A 16,384-nucleotide genomic window follows, 5' to 3' on the forward strand; every position below is an offset into this window, starting at 1 on the left:
TTACTCGGCAGGTTTCGCTACGGGTTGGCAACCGGGTTTGCCGGCGGCGTATTTCAGGCTCGGGTCGACCAGCGCTCCGAACCGCTTGAGGGCATCGGAGCCGATCAGCAGCGGGTATTGGAAGGCGCTGCGGTCGGTAAGGTTCACTTCGATGGTGCGCAGGGCCTTGCCCATGCACAGCTGCAGTTCGATCACCGGGCGGGCGGTGTAGGCCTTGCCCTCGTCGGGATCGTAGTCGCCGTGGCGACGCTTGATCTTGCTGATGCGCGCCAGCGGCTTCTCGATCGGCTGGCTGTCGGCGGTGTCGGTGGCCAGGTAGAAGCGCACCCAGGTCTCGCCATCGCGCTTGAAGCGCTTGATGTCGCGGGCACTGAGGGAGGCGGTCTTGGCGCCGGTGTCGAGCTTGGCGGCCAGTTCGATATCCGGATCGTCGATCCGTGCGTACTCGTTCAGGCCATACACGGTCTTGCCGGCGGCCAGGCCGAGGCTGCAGAAGAGGAGGGTGCTGATCAGCAGCAGTAGGGCTGGGGGCTTGAGTCTCATAGGTCCCGGCTGTGAGACGGCCGCATGGCCGCGTGAAAAAGGTCATACGGCGAATTCGCCGCCTGCATTGGAAGGTTGCAGGGGCCTGTCGTTCCCAGGCAAATGCGGGCGGCATTCTAGCATGTGACTTTTTTCCGACGACAGTCGCATGGCGTTCCGTCATCAACCTGTCACCATCATCTGCTCGCCGTTTGCCTGACTTCCAGCAAAAAGCCGGCGCGAGGCCGGCTTTATTGTAGAGCCCGTGACGATCACTTGAGGCGGCGTTCGACACCTTTCTCCACGAGAATCTTGGCGGAGATCTCCTCCACCGAGAAATGCGTGGAGTTGATGTAGGCGATGTTCTCGCGGCGGAACAGGTTTTCCACCTCGCGGACCTCGAACTCGCACTGGGCGAAGCTGGCATAGCGGCTGTTGGGCTTGCGCTCGTGGCGGATGGCGGTGAGCCGGTCCGGGTCGATGGTCAGGCCGAACAGCTTGTGCTTGTAGGGCTTGAGCGCATTGGGCAACTGCAGGCGCTCCATGTCCTCTTCGGTCAGCGGGTAGTTCGCCGCGCGGATGCCGTACTGCAGGGCCATATAAAGGCAGGTCGGGGTCTTGCCGCAGCGCGACACGCCAACCAGGATCAGGTCGGCCTTGTCGTAGTAGTGGGTGCGGGCGCCGTCGTCGTTGTCGAGGGCGAAGTTCACCGCATCGATCCGCTCCATGTAGTGCGGGTTATGGCCGATGCTGTGGGATTTTCCGACGGAATACGAAGAGTCTGAGGATAATTCTTGCTCGAGCGGTGACAAAAAGGTCGAGAAGATGTCAATCATGAACCCGTTGGATTGCGCCAGAACCGAGCGGATCTCACGATTGACGATGGTGTCGAAGATGATCGGACGCGCCCCGTCCGTCTCCGCGGCCCGATTGATTTGCTGTACCATGACGCGCGCTTTTTCTTCGGTATCGATGTAAGGTCGCGTCAGTTTGGTGAAGTTGATGTTCTCGAACTGCGCCAGAAGGCTCTGGCCGAGGGTTTCGGCAGTAATGCCGGTGCCGTCGGAAATGAAGAATGCAGTTCGTTTCATGTGCGCTGCGGGCCTTATAGGTAGGATCGAATCCTGGTTATGATAGGCCCCACGTTTGCAAGGCCCTTTGCCGGGGCATTCTCACCCATTTTTCCGGCTCCGGCCAGACGGGTGGGACCGCTCCGACCTGTATGACCTTTTCCAACACTTAGTGGAGAGATCACCTTGGTAGAGTACGTAGTTTCCCTCGATAAGCTCGGCGTCCACGATGTCGAACATGTGGGGGGCAAGAACGCATCCCTGGGCGAAATGATCAGCAACCTCGCCGGTGCCGGCGTTTCCGTACCGGGCGGCTTCGCCACTACCGCCCAGGCCTACCGTGACTTCCTCGAGCAGAGCGGCCTGAACGAGCGCATCCACGCTGCCCTCGACGCCCTCGACGTGGACGACGTCAACGCCCTGGCCAAGACCGGCGCGCAGATCCGCCAGTGGGTGATGGACGCCGAGTTCCCCACCCGCCTCGACGCCGAAATCCGCAAGGCCTTCGCCGAGATGGCCGGCAGCAACGACAACATGGCCGTGGCCGTGCGTTCCTCCGCCACCGCCGAAGACCTGCCGGACGCCTCCTTCGCTGGTCAGCAGGAAACCTTCCTGAACATCCGCGGCGTGGACAACGTGATCCGCGCGGCCAAGGAAGTCTTCGCTTCCCTCTTCAATGACCGTGCCATCGCCTACCGCGTGCACCAGGGCTTCGACCACAAGCTGGTCGCCCTGTCCGCCGGCGTGCAGCGCATGGTCCGCTCGGAAACCGGCACCGCCGGCGTGATGTTCACCCTGGACACCGAATCCGGCTTCCGTGACGTGGTGTTCATCACCGGCGCCTACGGCCTCGGCGAGACCGTGGTGCAGGGCGCGGTGAACCCCGACGAGTTCTACGTCCACAAGCCGACCCTGGAAGCCGGTCGCCCGGCCATCCTGCGTCGCAACCTGGGCAGCAAGGCGATCAAGATGATCTACGGCGACGAAGCCAAGGCCGGCAAATCGGTCAAGGTGGTCGATGTGGAGAAGGCCGATCGCGCGCGCTTCGCCTTGAGCGACGCCGAAGTGACCGAGCTGGCCAAGCAGGCCCTGATCATCGAGAAGCACTACGAGCGTCCGATGGACATCGAGTGGGCCAAGGACGGTGACGACGGCAAGCTGTACATCGTGCAGGCCCGTCCGGAAACCGTGAAGAGCCGTTCCAGCGCCAACGTCATGGAGCGCTACCTGCTGAAAGAGAAAGGCAAGGTACTGGTCGAAGGCCGCGCCATCGGCCAGCGCATCGGCGCCGGCCCGGTGAAGGTGATCCACGACGTCTCCGAGATGGACAAGGTCCAGCCGGGCGACGTGCTGGTCTCCGACATGACCGACCCGGATTGGGAGCCGGTGATGAAGCGCGCCAGCGCCATCGTCACCAACCGCGGCGGGCGTACCTGCCACGCGGCGATCATCGCCCGTGAGCTGGGCATCCCGGCTGTCGTCGGTTGCGGCAACGCGACCCAGGCGCTGAAGGACGGCCAGCGCGTGACCGTGTCCTGCGCCGAAGGCGACACCGGCCTGATCTACGAAGGCGAACTGGGCTTCGACGTCCGCCAGAACTCGGTCGACGCCATGCCCGAGCTGCCGTTCAAGATCATGATGAACGTCGGCAACCCGGACCGCGCCTTCGACTTCGCCCAGCTGCCGAACGAAGGGGTGGGCCTGGCCCGCCTGGAATTCATCATCAACCGCATGATCGGCGTGCACCCCAAGGCGCTGCTGAACTTCGCCAGCCTGCCGGCTGACATCAAGGAAAGCGTCGAGAAGCGCATTGCCGGTTACGACGATCCGGTCGGCTTCTACGTCGAGAAGCTGGTCGAGGGTGTCAGCACCCTGGCTGCTGCCTTCTGGCCGAAGAAGGTCATCGTGCGTCTGTCGGACTTCAAGTCCAACGAATACGCCAACCTGATCGGCGGCAAGCTCTACGAGCCGGAAGAAGAGAACCCGATGCTCGGCTTCCGCGGCGCCTCGCGCTACATCAGCGAATCCTTCCGCGACTGCTTCGAGCTCGAATGCCGCGCGATGAAGAAGGTCCGCAACGAGATGGGCCTGACCAACGTCGAGCTGATGGTGCCGTTCGTGCGTACCCTGGGCGAAGCTTCCCAGGTCGTCGAGCTGCTGGCCACCAATGGCCTGAAGCGCGGCGAGAATGGCCTGAAGGTCATCATGATGTGCGAGCTGCCGTCCAACGCCCTGCTGGCCGACGAGTTCCTCGAGTTCTTCGACGGCTTCTCCATCGGCTCCAACGACCTGACCCAGCTGACCCTGGGCCTGGACCGCGATTCGGGCATCGTCGCGCACCTGTTCGACGAGCGTAACCCGGCGGTGAAGAAGCTGCTGTCCAATGCCATCCAGGCATGCAACCGCGCCGGCAAGTACATCGGCATCTGCGGCCAGGGCCCGTCGGACCACCCGGACCTCGCCAAATGGCTGATGGAGCAGGGCATCGAGAGCGTGTCGCTGAACCCCGACTCGGTCCTCGATACCTGGTTCTTCCTCGCCGAAGGCCAGTCCTGACGGTTCCTTTTCCATCCTGAAAGGGGCGGGTGATTTCACCCGCCTTTTTTATGCAAGCGATTCCATGCAAAGCAGCAGTCAACTCTTTCCCGTCGCCCTGATGAGCGCGGAACTGCGCGGCGACCTCACCGAAGACGTCTACCGCCTCAAGCCCAATAACAGTCCGGACTCCAGCGTCGAGCTGGCGGTGACCCGTCTTGGCCGTGCGCAAGGCCGCCGCGGCGTGCCGGTGATCCTGCTGCACGGCAGCTTTTCCAACCGGCGCTTCTGGTTCTCGCCCAAGGGCATCGGCCTGGGGGCGTATCTGGCGCGGGCCGGCTTCGATGTCTGGATCGCCGAGATGCGCGGCCATGGCCTGTCGCCACGCAACGAGGATTACGACCGCAACCGGGTGGCCGACTATGCCCGTTTCGATCTGCCGGCCATAGCCAGTTTCATCGTCGAGCAGAGCGGCCAGGCGCCGCACTGGGTCGGCCATTCGCTGGGCGGCGTGACCCTGGCAGCCGCCCTGGGCGGCGGCTATCTGGAGGCAGGGCAGGCCGCCAGCGTCGCACTCTGTGGCAGCCAGATCAGTCGCACCTACTGGCCACTGAAGCTGCCGCCGGTGACCTGGGGTGGGCGTTTCCTGCTCAGGCGCATGGGTGGCCTGTCCGGTTCCCGTCTCAAGCGCGGGCCGGAGGACGAGCCGCTGGGCCTGGCCCTGGAGGCCCTGCACTGGTACAGCCTGTTCGGCCGTTTCGGCGAGAAGGACAATGACTGGTGGGGCGGGCTGCAGAAGGTCAGCGTGCCCGTGCTGGCGATCGGTTCGGACGGCGACATCCAGGATCCGGCCTGGGCCTGTCGCAAGCTGCTCGAGCAGTTCGACTCCGACACCCGGGAATTCCTGCACCTGGGTCGGCGCCACGGTTTTTCCGAGGATTTCGGCCATGTCGAGATGCTCATCAGCAAGGGCGCCCAGCGCGAAGTCTGGCCATTGCTGCAGCATTGGCTGGAGCACAGGGCGTTGCCGCAGGAGCAGGGCGCTCTGGCGCAGGCTTGAGCTTGGCGCGGCAGGGAGTAGACTGTGACGCCATTGCGGCTTCCGGTCACTTCCAAACCTGGATCCCTGCCCGACTTCATCAAGAGGAGCGTTTTCCATGCATTACGTCACCCCCGATCTGTGCGATGCCTACCCGGAGCTGGTCCAGGTCGTCGAGCCGATGTTCAGCAACTTCGGCGGACGGGACTCCTTCGGTGGCGAGATCGTCACCATCAAGTGCTTCGAGGACAACTCGCTGGTCAAGGAGCAGGTCGAGAAGGACGGCAAGGGCAAGGTGCTGGTGGTGGATGGCGGCGGTTCGCTGCGTCGCGCGCTGCTGGGCGACATGCTGGCCGAGAAGGCCGCGAAGAGCGGCTGGGAAGGCATCGTGGTGTACGGCTGCATCCGTGACGTCGACGTGATCGCACAGACCGACCTGGGCGTGCAGGCGCTGGCCAGCCATCCGATGAAGACCGACAAGCGCGGCATCGGTGACCTCAATGTGGCGGTGACCTTCGGCGGTATCACCTTCCGTCCGGGCGAGTTCGTCTATGCCGACAACAACGGCATCATCGTTTCGCCTAAAGCGTTGAAAATGCCGGAATAATTCGAACCTTCCAGGAAGAGTTCGGGTCAATGCCGGAAGCGCAAGCTTCCGGCATTTTTCATGGGGCTTCGCGACGGCGATTCTGAATGAAGGAACAGGGCATGCAGCAGTACGAAAGCGGCACGGAACGCGGACTGATCGACGGCTTCGTGCTGGACGGTCATGGCGGTGGCCGGCGGATCACCCGCAGCGAATTGCCCTTGCTCGATCTCAAGCCCGAGGAAAGCCTCTGGGTCCACTGGGATCGCGGCGTGCCGGAAGCGCAGAGCTGGCTGCGCGAGTCCAGCGGGCTGAACGAGTTCGCCTGCGACCTGCTGCTCGAGGAGGCGACCCGGCCGCGCCTGGTGGACCTGGGCGGCGAGCGCCTGCTGCTGTTCCTGCGCGGGGTCAACCTGAATCCCGGCGCGGTGCCGGAGGACATGGTGTCGCTGCGCGTCTACGCCGAATCGCAGCGGGTCATCTCGCTGCGCCTGCGACCGCTCAAGGCGGTCGCCGACCTGCGCGCCGACCTGGACGCCGGCACGGGCCCGAAGACCGCCTCGGAAGTGGTGCTGTACCTCGCCCACTACCTCACCGATCGCGTCGACACCCTGATCGGCGGGCTGGCCGACCAGCTCGATGCCATGGAAGAGGCGATCGAGGAGGATGAGCGCAGCATTCCCGACCAGCACCAGCTGCGTACCTTGCGCCGCCGCGCGGCGGGACTGCGGCGCTACCTGGCGCCGCAACGGGAAATCTACTCGCAGATGATCCGCTACAAGGCCGCCTGGACGGTGGCCGACGACGCCGACTACTGGAACGAGCTGTACAACCGCCTGACCCGCAACCTGGAGGAGCTGGAGCTGGAGCTGGTGCGCGAGCGCATCAGCCTGATCCAGGAGGCCGAACATCGTCGAATCACCGAGCGGATGAACCGCACCATGTACCTGCTTGGTATCATTACCGGCTTTTTCCTGCCCATGAGCTTCGTGACCGGGCTCCTGGGCATCAACGTCGGCGGCATTCCTGGCTCGGACGCGCCCTACGGTTTCGCCGCAGCCTGCGTGGTGATCCTAGGTATCGTGGCTTTCCAGTGGTGGATCTTCCGCCGTATGCGTTGGCTCTGAGTGTGACTTTTGAGGTGGTGGGGCGTCAGAAACCTCACACAGGCGAGGTGCGCATGCACGACCCATTTGAAGAATCCCTGCGCGATCTGCTGCGAATGCCCCCGGAACAGCCGGGCGACGATTCGCGCCTGGATCGCGTCCTGAAGACCGCCAACCGCCAGGTCGGCGCCGGCGATCTGTTCAGCCTGATGGGGCACTGGTTCCAGGCCCTGTCGATTGGCGTGAGCCGCGGCGCCGCGCACCTTGCGCCGGTTACGCGCCGCGCGCAGAATTCCGCCCCTTCCGCTGACAAGGCCGACTGAACATGCAATTCGACATCTGGACGCAAAGCCTGCTCACCGCCATGAACACCCTGTGGGGCAAGCTGGCCGGGTTCATTCCGAACCTGCTCGCCGCGCTGGTGATCGTGCTGCTGGGCTTCGTCGTCGCCAAATTGCTCGACGCACTGCTCTCCAAGCTGCTTGCCAAGCTCGGCCTGGATCGCCTGATGGCCGGAACCGGCCTGACCAAGCTGCTGGCGCGCGCCGGCATCCAGGTGCCGGTGTCGACGCTGATCGGCAAGATCATCTACTGGTTCGTGCTGCTGGTGTTCCTCGTCTCCGCCGCCGAGTCCCTCGGCCTGCAGCGCGTCTCGGCCACCCTGGACATGCTCGCGCTGTACCTGCCCAAGGTGTTCGGCGCGGCGCTGGTGCTGATCGTCGGCATCCTCCTCGCCCAGCTGGCCAACAGCCTGGTGCGCGGCGCCGCCGACGGCGTCGGCCTGGAGTACGCCAATGGCCTGGGCCGTGTCGCCCAGTGGCTGGTCATCATCATCAGTATCTCGGTGGCCATCGGTCAGCTCGAGGTCAAGACCGACCTGCTCAACTACATCATCGCCATCGTGCTGATCACCATCGGCCTGGCCGCGGCGCTCGCGCTGGGCCTGGGCAGCCGCGAGGTGGCGGGACAGATCATTGCGGGTATCTACGTGCGGGAGCTGTATCAGGTCGGACAACAGGTGAAAGTCGCGGATGTCGAAGGCATCATCGAGGAAATTGGAACCATCAAGACTATTCTGCTGACTGATGAGGGTGAGCTGGTGTCCATCGCCAACCGTATCCTCCTCGATCAGCGTGTAACCAGTCGCTGAAGATGATGACCGATTGCCGGTGCGCCTCGCTCGCAGGTGCGCTGGACGCTGACTTGACCTGGCCCGACCCGACTTGAACAAGCCGCAATCACTGTCCTTGCGCTATGACCCGCGCCAGCTCACCGACGAGGAGCTGGTGGAGCGTTCTCACGAGGAGCTTTACCACGTGACACGGGCCTATGAAGAGCTGATGCGCCGCTACCAGCGCACGCTGTTCAACGTCTGTGCGCGCTATCTGGGCAACGACCGGGACGCCGATGATGTGTGTCAAGAGGTCATGCTCAAGGTGTTGTATGGTCTGAAGAACTTCGAGGGAAAGTCGAAGTTCAAGACCTGGCTGTACAGCATCACTTACAACGAGTGCATTACCCAATATCGGAAGGAAAGACGTAAACGCAGATTGCTCGATGCGCTGAGTCTGGATCCAGTAGAGGAAGCCTCTGAAGAGAAGGCTCCGAAAGTCGAAGAACGGGGTGGGCTAGACCGCTGGCTAGTTCATGTCAATCCCATTGATCGGGAAATCCTCGTGCTTCGATTTGTCGCCGAACTGGAGTTCCAGGAGATCGCTGACATCATGCACATGGGGCTCAGTGCCACCAAGATGCGCTACAAACGTGCACTCGATCGAATGAGAGAAAAGTTTTCCAATGTGACGGAATCTTAGTCTGGGAAATATTGTCTCTCTGTTTGGGAAGTTCTGATAAACTTGCCACCCAAGTTGTACGGCCTATGGTTTGACAACTTATTGACCACCAAGATGGGGATTTAACGGATGAAACTGAAGAACACCTTAGGCGTCGTAGTTGGCTCGCTGATCGCCACCGCCGCTGTCAACGCGTTCGCTCAAGGCCAGGGCGCCGTCGAAGTCGAAGCCTTCGGCAAGCGCTACTTCACCGACAGCGTTCGCAACATGAAGAACGCGGACCTGTACGGCGGTTCCGTTGGCTACTTCCTGACCGACGACGTCGAGCTGGCTCTGTCCTACGGTGAGTACCACGACGTACGTGGTACCTACGAGACTGGCAACAAGAAGGTCCACGGCAACCTGAGCACCCTGGACGCCATCTACCACTTCGGCACCCCGGGCGCTGGCAACCTGCGTCCCTACGTCTCGGCTGGTATCGGTCACCAGAGCCTGACCAACATCAACTCCGACAACGGTGGCCGTCAGAACCTGACCATGGCCATGATCGGCACCGGTCTGAAGTACTACTTCACCGAAAACTTCTACGCCAAAGCCAGCCTCGACGGCCAGTACGGCCTGGAGAACCGCGTCAACGGTCACCAGGGCGAGTGGATGGCCGGTCTGGGCGTGGGCATGAACTTCGGTGGCGGCGCCAAGCCGGCCCCGGCTCCCGAGCCGGTTGATGAAGTCTGCTCCGACTCCGACAACGATGGCGTCTGCGACAACGTCGACAAGTGCCCGAACACCCCGGCCAACGTCACCGTTGACGCCAACGGCTGCCCGGCTGTTGCTGAAGTCGTTCGCGTTCAGCTGGACGTGAAATTCGACTTCGACAAGTCCAAGGTCAAAGAGAACAGCTACGCTGACATCAAGAACCTGGCTGACTTCATGAAGCAGTACCCGTCCACCTCCACCACCGTTGAAGGCCACACCGACTCCGTCGGCACCGACGCCTACAACCAGAAACTGTCCGAGCGTCGTGCCAACGCCGTTCGTGACGTACTGGTCAACGAGTACGGTGTTGAAGGCGGCCGCGTAAACGCCGTTGGTTATGGTGAGTCCCGTCCGGTTGCTGACAACGCAACTGCCGAAGGCCGCGCCATCAACCGTCGCGTTGAAGCTGAAGTAGAAGCCCAGTCCAAGCAGTAATCGGTCTGAGCTCCTGAGAAAACCCCGGCCTCGGCCGGGTTTTTCTTTGCCTGCAGGAACCTGAGGTTCAGGCGCTGCGGGCCAGGATTGCCTGTTGCGCAGCGGCGGCCACTTCGCCGATCACCAGGATCGCCGGGCTCTTCAGGGCGAAGCGTCGGGCGTCCTCCAGCATGTCGCACAGGCAGCTCCGGTATTCGCGCTGGGAGGGCAGGGAGGCGTTCTCGATCATCGCCACCGGTGTATGGGCGGCCATTCCCCCATCGAGCAGGCCGTCGCGGATTTCCGTCAGTTTCGCCACGCCCATGTAGACCACCAGGGTGGTTCCGCCTTCGGTCAGGCCTCGCCAGTTCAGTGGGCTGTCGTCCTGGGTGTGGGCGGTCACCAGGGTCACCCCTCGGCTGACGCCGCGCAGGGTCACGGAGATGCCGCACTGGGTGGCAGCGGCCAATCCGGCAGTGATGCCGTTGACCAGTTCGCAGTCGATGCCCCGCGCAGTCAGCCAGTCCGCCTCTTCGCCGCCACGGCCGAAGATGCACGGATCGCCACCTTTCAGGCGTGCCACGCGGCGGCCTTGACGGGCGTAGCGCAGCATCAGGCGGTGGATGAAATCCTGTGGCGTTGAGCGGCAGCCGCCACGCTTGCCGACGGATATCACCCGCGCGGCCGGGCAGTGCTCCAGTATTGCCGGATTCACCAGGTCGTCGATCAGGACCACATCGGCCTGCGCCATGGCTCGGACGGCCTTCAGGGTCAGCAGTTCCGGGTCGCCCGGGCCGGCGCCGATCAGCCAGACTTTTCCACTCATGTCATTCTCCTCGGGCTGCCGTCTTCGCGGCTTGATTCAGGCGGTCGCCGCCAGCGGTTTTCGCGCCAGCAGGCGCTTGATTTCCGGGACGCAGGAGCCGCAGGCGGTCCCGCATTTGAGTGCGCATTGGAGGCCTTGCAGGTCCAGGCCCTGGTCGATGCCCGCCTGGATGCGGCTCTGGCTGACGTTAAGGCAGTTGCACAGGGTCTTGTCGGCCGGTACGCCGGCCTTGCCCGGGGAGGCGCTGAGTGGAGCGAGCAGCCAGCGGCGCAGCTCCTGGTCGGCGCGGCCGGCCTTCCACAGTTCACGTAGCCATTCCCGGGCGGCGGTTTCACCGGCCAGGCGCAGCGCGACGATTCGCGCTTGTTCGATGCGTACGCGCTTGCCAACGGTGCGGCGCGGGTCGTCATAGGCCATGACCGGGCCGTCGCCCAGGTCGAGCAAGGCGTCGATGCGGGCCAGCCACTCTGCGCTGGGCGCCTCAATGTGCGCGGCGCGGATCACCAGCGCCGGGCGTTCCCGGCCGGTGGGGCTGAAGCTGGCATAGCGCAGTTCTTCGAACAGCGGGCGCAGTGCGTCGAAGCGCTGCTGCACCTCGCCTTCCACCAGGGCGAAGAATTGCCAGGGCAGTTCGATGCGGCTGACTTCCACGGTGGCGTGTTTCAGCTCCGGCTGGCGCGACAGCGGGTCCACCGCCGGCAGAGTGAGCACGTTGATGCCCAGCCCCTTGAGATAGCGGTCGCCCCAGTGCATCGGCAGGAAAGCCTGGCCTGGGCGCAGGCGCTCGTCGGCTTGCACCGGCAGTACCAGTTCGCCGCGGCGGCTGTGCAGGCGTACCAGTTGGCCGTCACCCAGGCGTCGGCGGCGCAGTTCCTCCGGGTGCAGGCCGAGCACCGCTTCTTCCACGTGGCCGAACAGTTGCGGCGCCGTGCCGGTGCGGGTCATGCCATGCCAGTGATCACGCAGGCGGCCGGTATTGAGGACCAGCGGGTAGCGCGCGTCGCGCTTTTCCTTCGGCGCGCGGAAGGGCTCGGCGATCAGCCGGGCGCGGCCGCTCGGGGTCGGGAACTGGCCATCTTCGTACAGGCGTGGGAGACCCTGCGTTGCGCCGGATGGGAATGGCCATTGCTGCGGGCCGCGAGCATCCAGCAGCGCGTAGTCGATGCCGGATAGGTCAAGATCACGCCCACGGGTCAGCTGCCTGTATTCGTCGAACAGCGCGGACGCCGAGTCGAAGTCGAACAGGCTGCCCTGGCCGGGGCGCAACCTTTGTTCCAGGCGACGGGCGAAGTCGCAGACGATGTGCCAATCCGCCCGTGCTTCGCCGAGAGCAGGAACGGCCGGGCGCACGTGACTGATGCGGCGCTCGGAGTTGGTCACCGTGCCTTCCTTCTCGCCCCAGCTGGCGGCCGGCAGCAGCAGGTCGGCGTACTGGCAGGTCTCGCTGGTGCGGAAGGCTTCCTGGACTATGACGAAGGGGCAGGCGGCCAGGGCTTCGCGCACACGGGTCTGGTCCGGCAGTGATTGCGCGGGGTTGGTGCAGGCGATCCACAGCGCCTTGATGCGCCCGTCGTGGACCGCATCGAAGAGCTCGATGGCGCTGAGGCCGGGTTTTTCCGGCAGCTGTTCGACGCCCCAGTAGGCGGCCACTTCCGCACGGTGCTCGGCGTTGCCGGCCTCGCGGTGGCCGGGCAGCAGGTTGCACAGGCTGCCGGTCTCGCGGCCGCCCATGGCGTTGGGCTGGCCGGTGAGGGAGAAGGGGCCTGCGCCGGGGCGGCCAATCTGCCCGGTGGCCAGGTGCAGGTTGATCAGCGCGCTGTTCTTGGCGCTGCCGGCGGTGGACTGGTTCAGGCCCATGCACCAGAGCGAAAGGAAGGCCGGCGCCTGGCCGATCCACTGGGCGGCGCGCTGCAGGTCGTCCACGGCGATGCCGCAGATGTCTGCCACGGCCAGCGGACCGTAGTCACGCACCAGCGCTTTGAGTTCATCCAGGCCTTCGGTGTGGGTGTCGATGAAGGAGCGGTCGATCCAACCTTCCCAGAGAAGGATGTGCAGGATGCCGTGGAACAGCGCAACGTCGGTGCCTGGCAGGATCGCCAGGTGCAGGTCGGCCTGTTCGGCGGTGTCGGTGACGCGCGGGTCGATGACGATCAGCTTCATCTCCGGGCGCCGCGCGCGGGCTTCTTCCAGGCGGCGGAACAGCACCGGGTGGGCGTAGGCCATGTTGCTGCCGGCGATCATCACGCAGTCGCTCAGCTCGATGTCCTCGTAGCTGCAAGGCGGGGCGTCGGCGCCCAGGCTGCGCTTGTAGCCGACCACCGCCGAGGACATGCACAGGCGCGAGTTGCTGTCGATGTTGTGGGTGCCGACCAAGGCGCGGGCGAGCTTGTTGAAGGCGTAGTAGTCCTCGGTCAGCAACTGCCCGGAGACGTAGAAGGCCACGCTGTCCGGACCGTGTTCGCGGATCGTTTCGGCGAAGACGCCGGCGGCGTGCTCCAGCGCGGTGTCCCAGTCGGTGCGGCTGCGCGACAGGCCCTTGCCCAGGCGCAGCTCGGGAAATTGCGCGCGAGCGGCGGCATCGCCGGTGAGGTGCAGGGTCGAGCCCTTGCTGCACAGGCGGCCGAAGTTGGCCGGATGCTGCGGGTCGCCCTGCACGCCGAGGATGCGCTCGTCGTCGTGCTCGATCAGTACGCCGCAGCCCACGCCGCAGTAGCAGCAGGTGGATGCGGTGGTGCGACGGTTCGGGGTCATGGCATCCACCTCTCTTGGCAACCTCAGGCGCAGTTGGCTACAGCGGCGCGCAGGGCCAACAGCACGCGGCCATCCTCGATCTTCACTTCGTGGCGATGCGCGCAGCCCTGGTCGGGGGCGACGGCCTCGCCGCTTTCCAGCTCGATCTGCCAGTTGTGCAGCGGGCAGGCGACGCGCTTGCCGTAGATCAGGCCCTGGGACAGCGGGCCGCCCTTGTGCGGGCAGCGGTCGTCGAGGGCGAAGACCTCGTCGTCCGAGGTGCGGAAGATCGCGATGTCGCCCTTGGGGCCGGCGATGACGCGCGAACCCAGCGGGTTGATGTCGTCCAGGGCGCAGATGTCGAACCAGTTCATGGGGTGTCTCCAGCAAGCGGATAGGAAGGGCCAGGTATCGACTCAGACGGTTTCCAACTGCTGGAGAGGAATTCGTTCGAACTCCTTCTTCAGCGGCTGCTGGGCGATACGCTCCTGCCACGGGTCCTGCTCCAGCGACAGGGAGAACTGCAGGCGGGCATTGAGCGCCTGGCGGTTTTGGGCGTCCTCCAGCACGGCCTTGCGGATGCGCTCCATGCCGACCCGTTGCAGGTAGTGCACGGTGCGTTCGAGATAGAAGGCCTCTTCGCGGTAGAGCTGGAGGAAGGCACCGCTGTACTCGCGGACTTCGTCGGCGGTCTTGAGCTTGACGAAGAACTCCGCCACCTCGGTCTTGATCCCGCCGTTGCCGCCGATGTAGAGCTCCCAGCCGGAATCCACGCCGATGATGCCGATGTCCTTGATGCCGGCCTCGGCGCAGTTGCGCGGGCAGCCGGAGACCGCCAGCTTGACCTTGTGCGGCGACCACATGTTGAACAGGTCGTGCTCCAGGTCGATGCCCAGCTGGGTCGAGTTCTGTGTGCCGAAGCGGCAGAACTCGCTGCCGACGCAGGTCTTCACGGTGCGGATGGATTTGCCGTAGGCGTGGCCAGAGGGCATGTCCAGTTCCTTCCAGATGGCCGGCAGGTCGTCCTTTTTGACCCCCAGCAGGTCGATGCGCTGGCCGCCGGTGACTTTCACCATGGGCACCTGGTACTTGTCGGCAACGTCGGCGATGCGCCGCAGTTCGGCGGCATTGGTGACGCCACCCCACATCCGCGGAACCACCGAGTAGGTGCCGTCCTTCTGAATGTTGGCGTGGGCGCGTTCGTTGATCAGGCGCGACTGCGGGTCGTCCTTGGCCTCACCCGGCCAGGTGGAGATCAGGTAGTAGTTCAGCGCCGGGCGGCAGGTGGCGCAGCCGTCCGCGGTGCGCCAGTCGATGAAGCGCATGGCGCTGCTCAGGGTAACCAGGTGATGCTCGCGGATCGCCTGGCGCACCTGGCCGTGGTTTAGGTCGCTACAGCCGCAGATGGCTTTCTCGCTCTTGGGCTTCACGTCCGCCGCGCCGCCCACGGTGCTGATCAGGATCTGCTCCACCAGCCCGGCACAGGAGCCGCAGGAGCTGGCGGCCTTGGTGTGCTTCTTCACCTCGTCGACGCTGAACAGGCCGTTCTCCTGGATGGCCTTGACGATGGTGCCCTTGCACACGCCGTTGCAGCCGCAGACTTCGGCGGTATCCGGCATGTTTGCCGCGCTGCTCTGGCCCTGGTGGCCGACGTCGCCGATGCTGCTCTCGCCGAACATCAGGTGGTCACGGATTTCGCCGACGTTGTGGTTCTCGCGGATCTGCCGGAAGTACCAGCCACCGTCGGCGGTATCGCCGTAGAGGCAGGCGCCGACCAGCACGTCGTCCTTGATCACCAGCTTCTTGTACACACCGCCGATGGGGTCGGAGAGGGTGATGGTCTCGGTGCCTTCGCCACCCATGAACTGGCCGGCGGAGAACAGGTCGATGCCGGTGACCTTGAGCTTGGTGGAGGTCACCGAGCCCTGGTAACGGGCGAAGCCGAGCATGGCCAGGTGGTTGGCGCAGACCTTGGCCTGCTCGAACAGCGGCGCCACCAGCCCGTAGGCGATGCCGCGGTGGCTGGCGCATTCGCCCAGGGCGTAGATGCGCGGGTCATAGGTCTGCAGGGTGTCGTTGACCAGGATGCCGCGGTTACAGGGCAGGCCGGTCTTTTCCGCCAGCTCGGTATTGGGGCGGATGCCGGCGGCCATCACCACCAGGTCGGCGGCGATCACCTCGCCGTCCTTGAAGCGCACGGCGCAGACGCGGCCGTTGCCGTCGTCGATCAGTTCTTCGGTGTGGGTGTTGAGGCGGAACTGGATGCCGCGCGATTCCAGCGCTTCCTGCAGCAGCTTGCCGGCCGTGCGGTCCAGCTGGCGTTCCAGCAGCCAGTCGGAGAGATGCACCACGGTGACGTCCATGCCGCGCTGCTTGAGGCCGTTGGCCGCCTCCAGCCCGAGCAGGCCGCCACCGATGACCACCGCGTGGCTGTGGCTGGCGGCGGTGTCGATCATGGTCTGGGTGTCGGCGATGTCGCGGTAGCCGATGACACCCTGCAGGCGGCTGCCCGGCACCGGCAGGATGAAGGGGTTGGAGCCGGTGGCGATCAGCAGGCGGTCGTAGTCGGCCTCGCTGCCGTCCTCGGCGTAGACCTTGCGGCGATGGCGGTCGATGCGGCTGACCTTGCGGTTGAGCAGCAGGCGGATGCCGTTCTCGCTGTACCAGTTGAGGTCGTTGAGGACGATGTCCGCGAAGGCCTGCTCACCGGCCAGGACGGGGGAGAGCAGGATGCGGTTGTAGTTGGGATGGGGCTCGGCGCCGAACACGGTGATGTCGTAGAGGTCGGGGGCGATCTTCAGCAGTTCTTCCAGGGTCCGCACACCGGCCATGCCGTTGCCGATCAGTACGAGCTTGAGCTTTTTCATGTCAGGGCTCCGTCACGCAAAGCTGAAACACGGAAAACAAAAAAGGCGTCCCGCCGGTTACCCAGCGAGGACGCCTTTGTCCAAGTCCCGATCGATCGGGAAGTGCGAGCCTCTTCGTTGAGGGCCGCGCTTTTGTAGAT

At 64.4% G+C, this 16,384-nt stretch carries 14 protein-coding genes; 8 read left to right on the forward strand and 6 right to left on the reverse strand.

Going from position 1 to position 16,384, the window contains the following annotated elements; genetic code table 11:
• Together HNP46_RS16575 and ppsR are read right to left on the reverse strand one after the other, a co-directional pair.
• Window positions 1-543 (reverse strand): ATP-dependent zinc protease family protein, encoded by a 543-nt coding sequence (locus tag HNP46_RS16575; RefSeq protein ID WP_184590843.1) that lies wholly within the window; start codon window positions 541-543, stop codon window positions 1-3.
• Window positions 544-794: 251 nt separating this feature from the next.
• Window positions 795-1,613, reverse strand: a complete 819-nt coding sequence (ppsR, locus tag HNP46_RS16580) for a posphoenolpyruvate synthetase regulatory kinase/phosphorylase PpsR (protein ID WP_184590845.1) — start codon at window positions 1,611-1,613, stop codon at window positions 795-797.
• A 165-nt stretch (window positions 1,614-1,778) separates the two neighbouring features.
• Here ppsR and ppsA point away from each other — a divergent pair, with 165 nt between their 5' ends.
• The 8 genes from ppsA to HNP46_RS16620 all read left to right on the forward strand — a co-directional run bounded on the left by ppsA (window position 1,779) and on the right by HNP46_RS16620 (window position 9,842).
• Complete coding sequence (gene ppsA / locus HNP46_RS16585) at window positions 1,779-4,148, forward strand: phosphoenolpyruvate synthase (RefSeq protein WP_184590846.1); 2,370 nt, start codon at window positions 1,779-1,781, stop codon at window positions 4,146-4,148.
• 64 nt (window positions 4,149-4,212) lie between these two features.
• On the forward strand, window positions 4,213-5,187 hold the full coding sequence (locus tag HNP46_RS16590) for an alpha/beta fold hydrolase (RefSeq protein WP_184590848.1): 975 nt from the start codon (window positions 4,213-4,215) through the stop codon (window positions 5,185-5,187).
• 97 nt (window positions 5,188-5,284) lie between these two features.
• Window positions 5,285-5,773 (forward strand): ribonuclease E activity regulator RraA, encoded by a 489-nt coding sequence (gene rraA, locus HNP46_RS16595; RefSeq protein ID WP_024765711.1) that lies wholly within the window; start codon window positions 5,285-5,287, stop codon window positions 5,771-5,773.
• A 101-nt stretch (window positions 5,774-5,874) separates the two neighbouring features.
• Window positions 5,875-6,879 (forward strand): zinc transporter ZntB, encoded by a 1,005-nt coding sequence (locus HNP46_RS16600; RefSeq protein WP_184590850.1) that lies wholly within the window; start codon window positions 5,875-5,877, stop codon window positions 6,877-6,879.
• A 53-nt stretch (window positions 6,880-6,932) separates the two neighbouring features.
• Window positions 6,933-7,181 (forward strand): CrfX protein, encoded by a 249-nt coding sequence (locus tag HNP46_RS16605; protein ID WP_184590853.1) that lies wholly within the window; start codon window positions 6,933-6,935, stop codon window positions 7,179-7,181.
• Between the two features lie 2 nt (window positions 7,182-7,183).
• Window positions 7,184-8,008 carry a mechanosensitive ion channel family protein gene (locus HNP46_RS16610; RefSeq protein WP_045208529.1) on the forward strand — a complete coding sequence of 275 codons (825 nt, stop codon included), beginning with the start codon at window positions 7,184-7,186 and terminating at the stop codon, window positions 8,006-8,008.
• A gap of 73 nt (window positions 8,009-8,081) precedes the next feature.
• Window positions 8,082-8,672, forward strand: a complete 591-nt coding sequence (gene sigX, locus HNP46_RS16615) for an RNA polymerase sigma factor SigX (protein ID WP_045208526.1) — start codon at window positions 8,082-8,084, stop codon at window positions 8,670-8,672.
• A 108-nt stretch (window positions 8,673-8,780) separates the two neighbouring features.
• A complete protein-coding gene (locus HNP46_RS16620; protein ID WP_184590855.1) occupies window positions 8,781-9,842 on the forward strand; it encodes an OmpA family protein in 1,062 nt (353 codons plus the stop codon).
• A gap of 67 nt (window positions 9,843-9,909) precedes the next feature.
• Here HNP46_RS16620 and cobA read toward each other — a convergent pair whose 3' ends face one another.
• The 4 genes from cobA to nirB are packed head-to-tail and all read right to left on the reverse strand — an operon-like array spanning window position 9,910 to window position 16,244.
• On the reverse strand, window positions 9,910-10,647 hold the full coding sequence (gene cobA / locus HNP46_RS16625) for a uroporphyrinogen-III C-methyltransferase (protein ID WP_184590857.1): 738 nt from the start codon (window positions 10,645-10,647) through the stop codon (window positions 9,910-9,912).
• Window positions 10,648-10,683: 36 nt separating this feature from the next.
• On the reverse strand, window positions 10,684-13,398 hold the full coding sequence (locus tag HNP46_RS16630; protein ID WP_184590859.1) for a nitrate reductase: 2,715 nt from the start codon (window positions 13,396-13,398) through the stop codon (window positions 10,684-10,686).
• Between the two features lie 23 nt (window positions 13,399-13,421).
• The gene (nirD, locus tag HNP46_RS16635; RefSeq protein ID WP_184590862.1) at window positions 13,422-13,751 is read right to left on the reverse strand and encodes a nitrite reductase small subunit NirD; all 330 of its coding nucleotides are present in this window, start codon (window positions 13,749-13,751) and stop codon (window positions 13,422-13,424) included.
• Between the two features lie 42 nt (window positions 13,752-13,793).
• Window positions 13,794-16,244 carry a nitrite reductase large subunit NirB gene (gene nirB, locus HNP46_RS16640; RefSeq protein ID WP_184590864.1) on the reverse strand — a complete coding sequence of 817 codons (2,451 nt, stop codon included), beginning with the start codon at window positions 16,242-16,244 and terminating at the stop codon, window positions 13,794-13,796.
• Between the last annotated feature and the right edge of the window lie 140 nt (window positions 16,245-16,384).

Source organism: Pseudomonas nitroreducens (assembly GCF_014204515.1).
Classification (GTDB): Bacteria; Pseudomonadota; Gammaproteobacteria; order Pseudomonadales; family Pseudomonadaceae; genus Pseudomonas; species Pseudomonas nitritireducens_A.

Bases quoted from the DNA above. Each gene is read 5' to 3' on its own strand.
- rraA (WP_024765711.1), top strand. From the start codon at position 5,285: ATGCATTACGTCACCCCCGATCTGTGCGATGCCTACCCGGAGCTGGTC.
- HNP46_RS16600 (WP_184590850.1), top strand. From the start codon at position 5,875: ATGCAGCAGTACGAAAGCGGCACGGAACGCGGACTGATCGACGGCTTC.
- nirD (WP_184590862.1), bottom strand. From the start codon at position 13,751: ATGAACTGGTTCGACATCTGCGCCCTGGACGACATCAACCCGCTGGGT.
- cobA (WP_184590857.1), bottom strand. From the start codon at position 10,647: ATGAGTGGAAAAGTCTGGCTGATCGGCGCCGGCCCGGGCGACCCGGAA.
- nirB (WP_184590864.1), bottom strand. From the start codon at position 16,244: ATGAAAAAGCTCAAGCTCGTACTGATCGGCAACGGCATGGCCGGTGTG.
- HNP46_RS16610 (WP_045208529.1), top strand. From the start codon at position 7,184: ATGCAATTCGACATCTGGACGCAAAGCCTGCTCACCGCCATGAACACC.
- HNP46_RS16630 (WP_184590859.1), bottom strand. From the start codon at position 13,398: ATGACCCCGAACCGTCGCACCACCGCATCCACCTGCTGCTACTGCGGC.
- HNP46_RS16575 (WP_184590843.1), bottom strand. From the start codon at position 543: ATGAGACTCAAGCCCCCAGCCCTACTGCTGCTGATCAGCACCCTCCTC.
- HNP46_RS16590 (WP_184590848.1), top strand. From the start codon at position 4,213: ATGCAAAGCAGCAGTCAACTCTTTCCCGTCGCCCTGATGAGCGCGGAA.
- ppsR (WP_184590845.1), bottom strand. From the start codon at position 1,613: ATGAAACGAACTGCATTCTTCATTTCCGACGGCACCGGCATTACTGCC.
- HNP46_RS16605 (WP_184590853.1), top strand. From the start codon at position 6,933: ATGCACGACCCATTTGAAGAATCCCTGCGCGATCTGCTGCGAATGCCC.
- HNP46_RS16620 (WP_184590855.1), top strand. From the start codon at position 8,781: ATGAAACTGAAGAACACCTTAGGCGTCGTAGTTGGCTCGCTGATCGCC.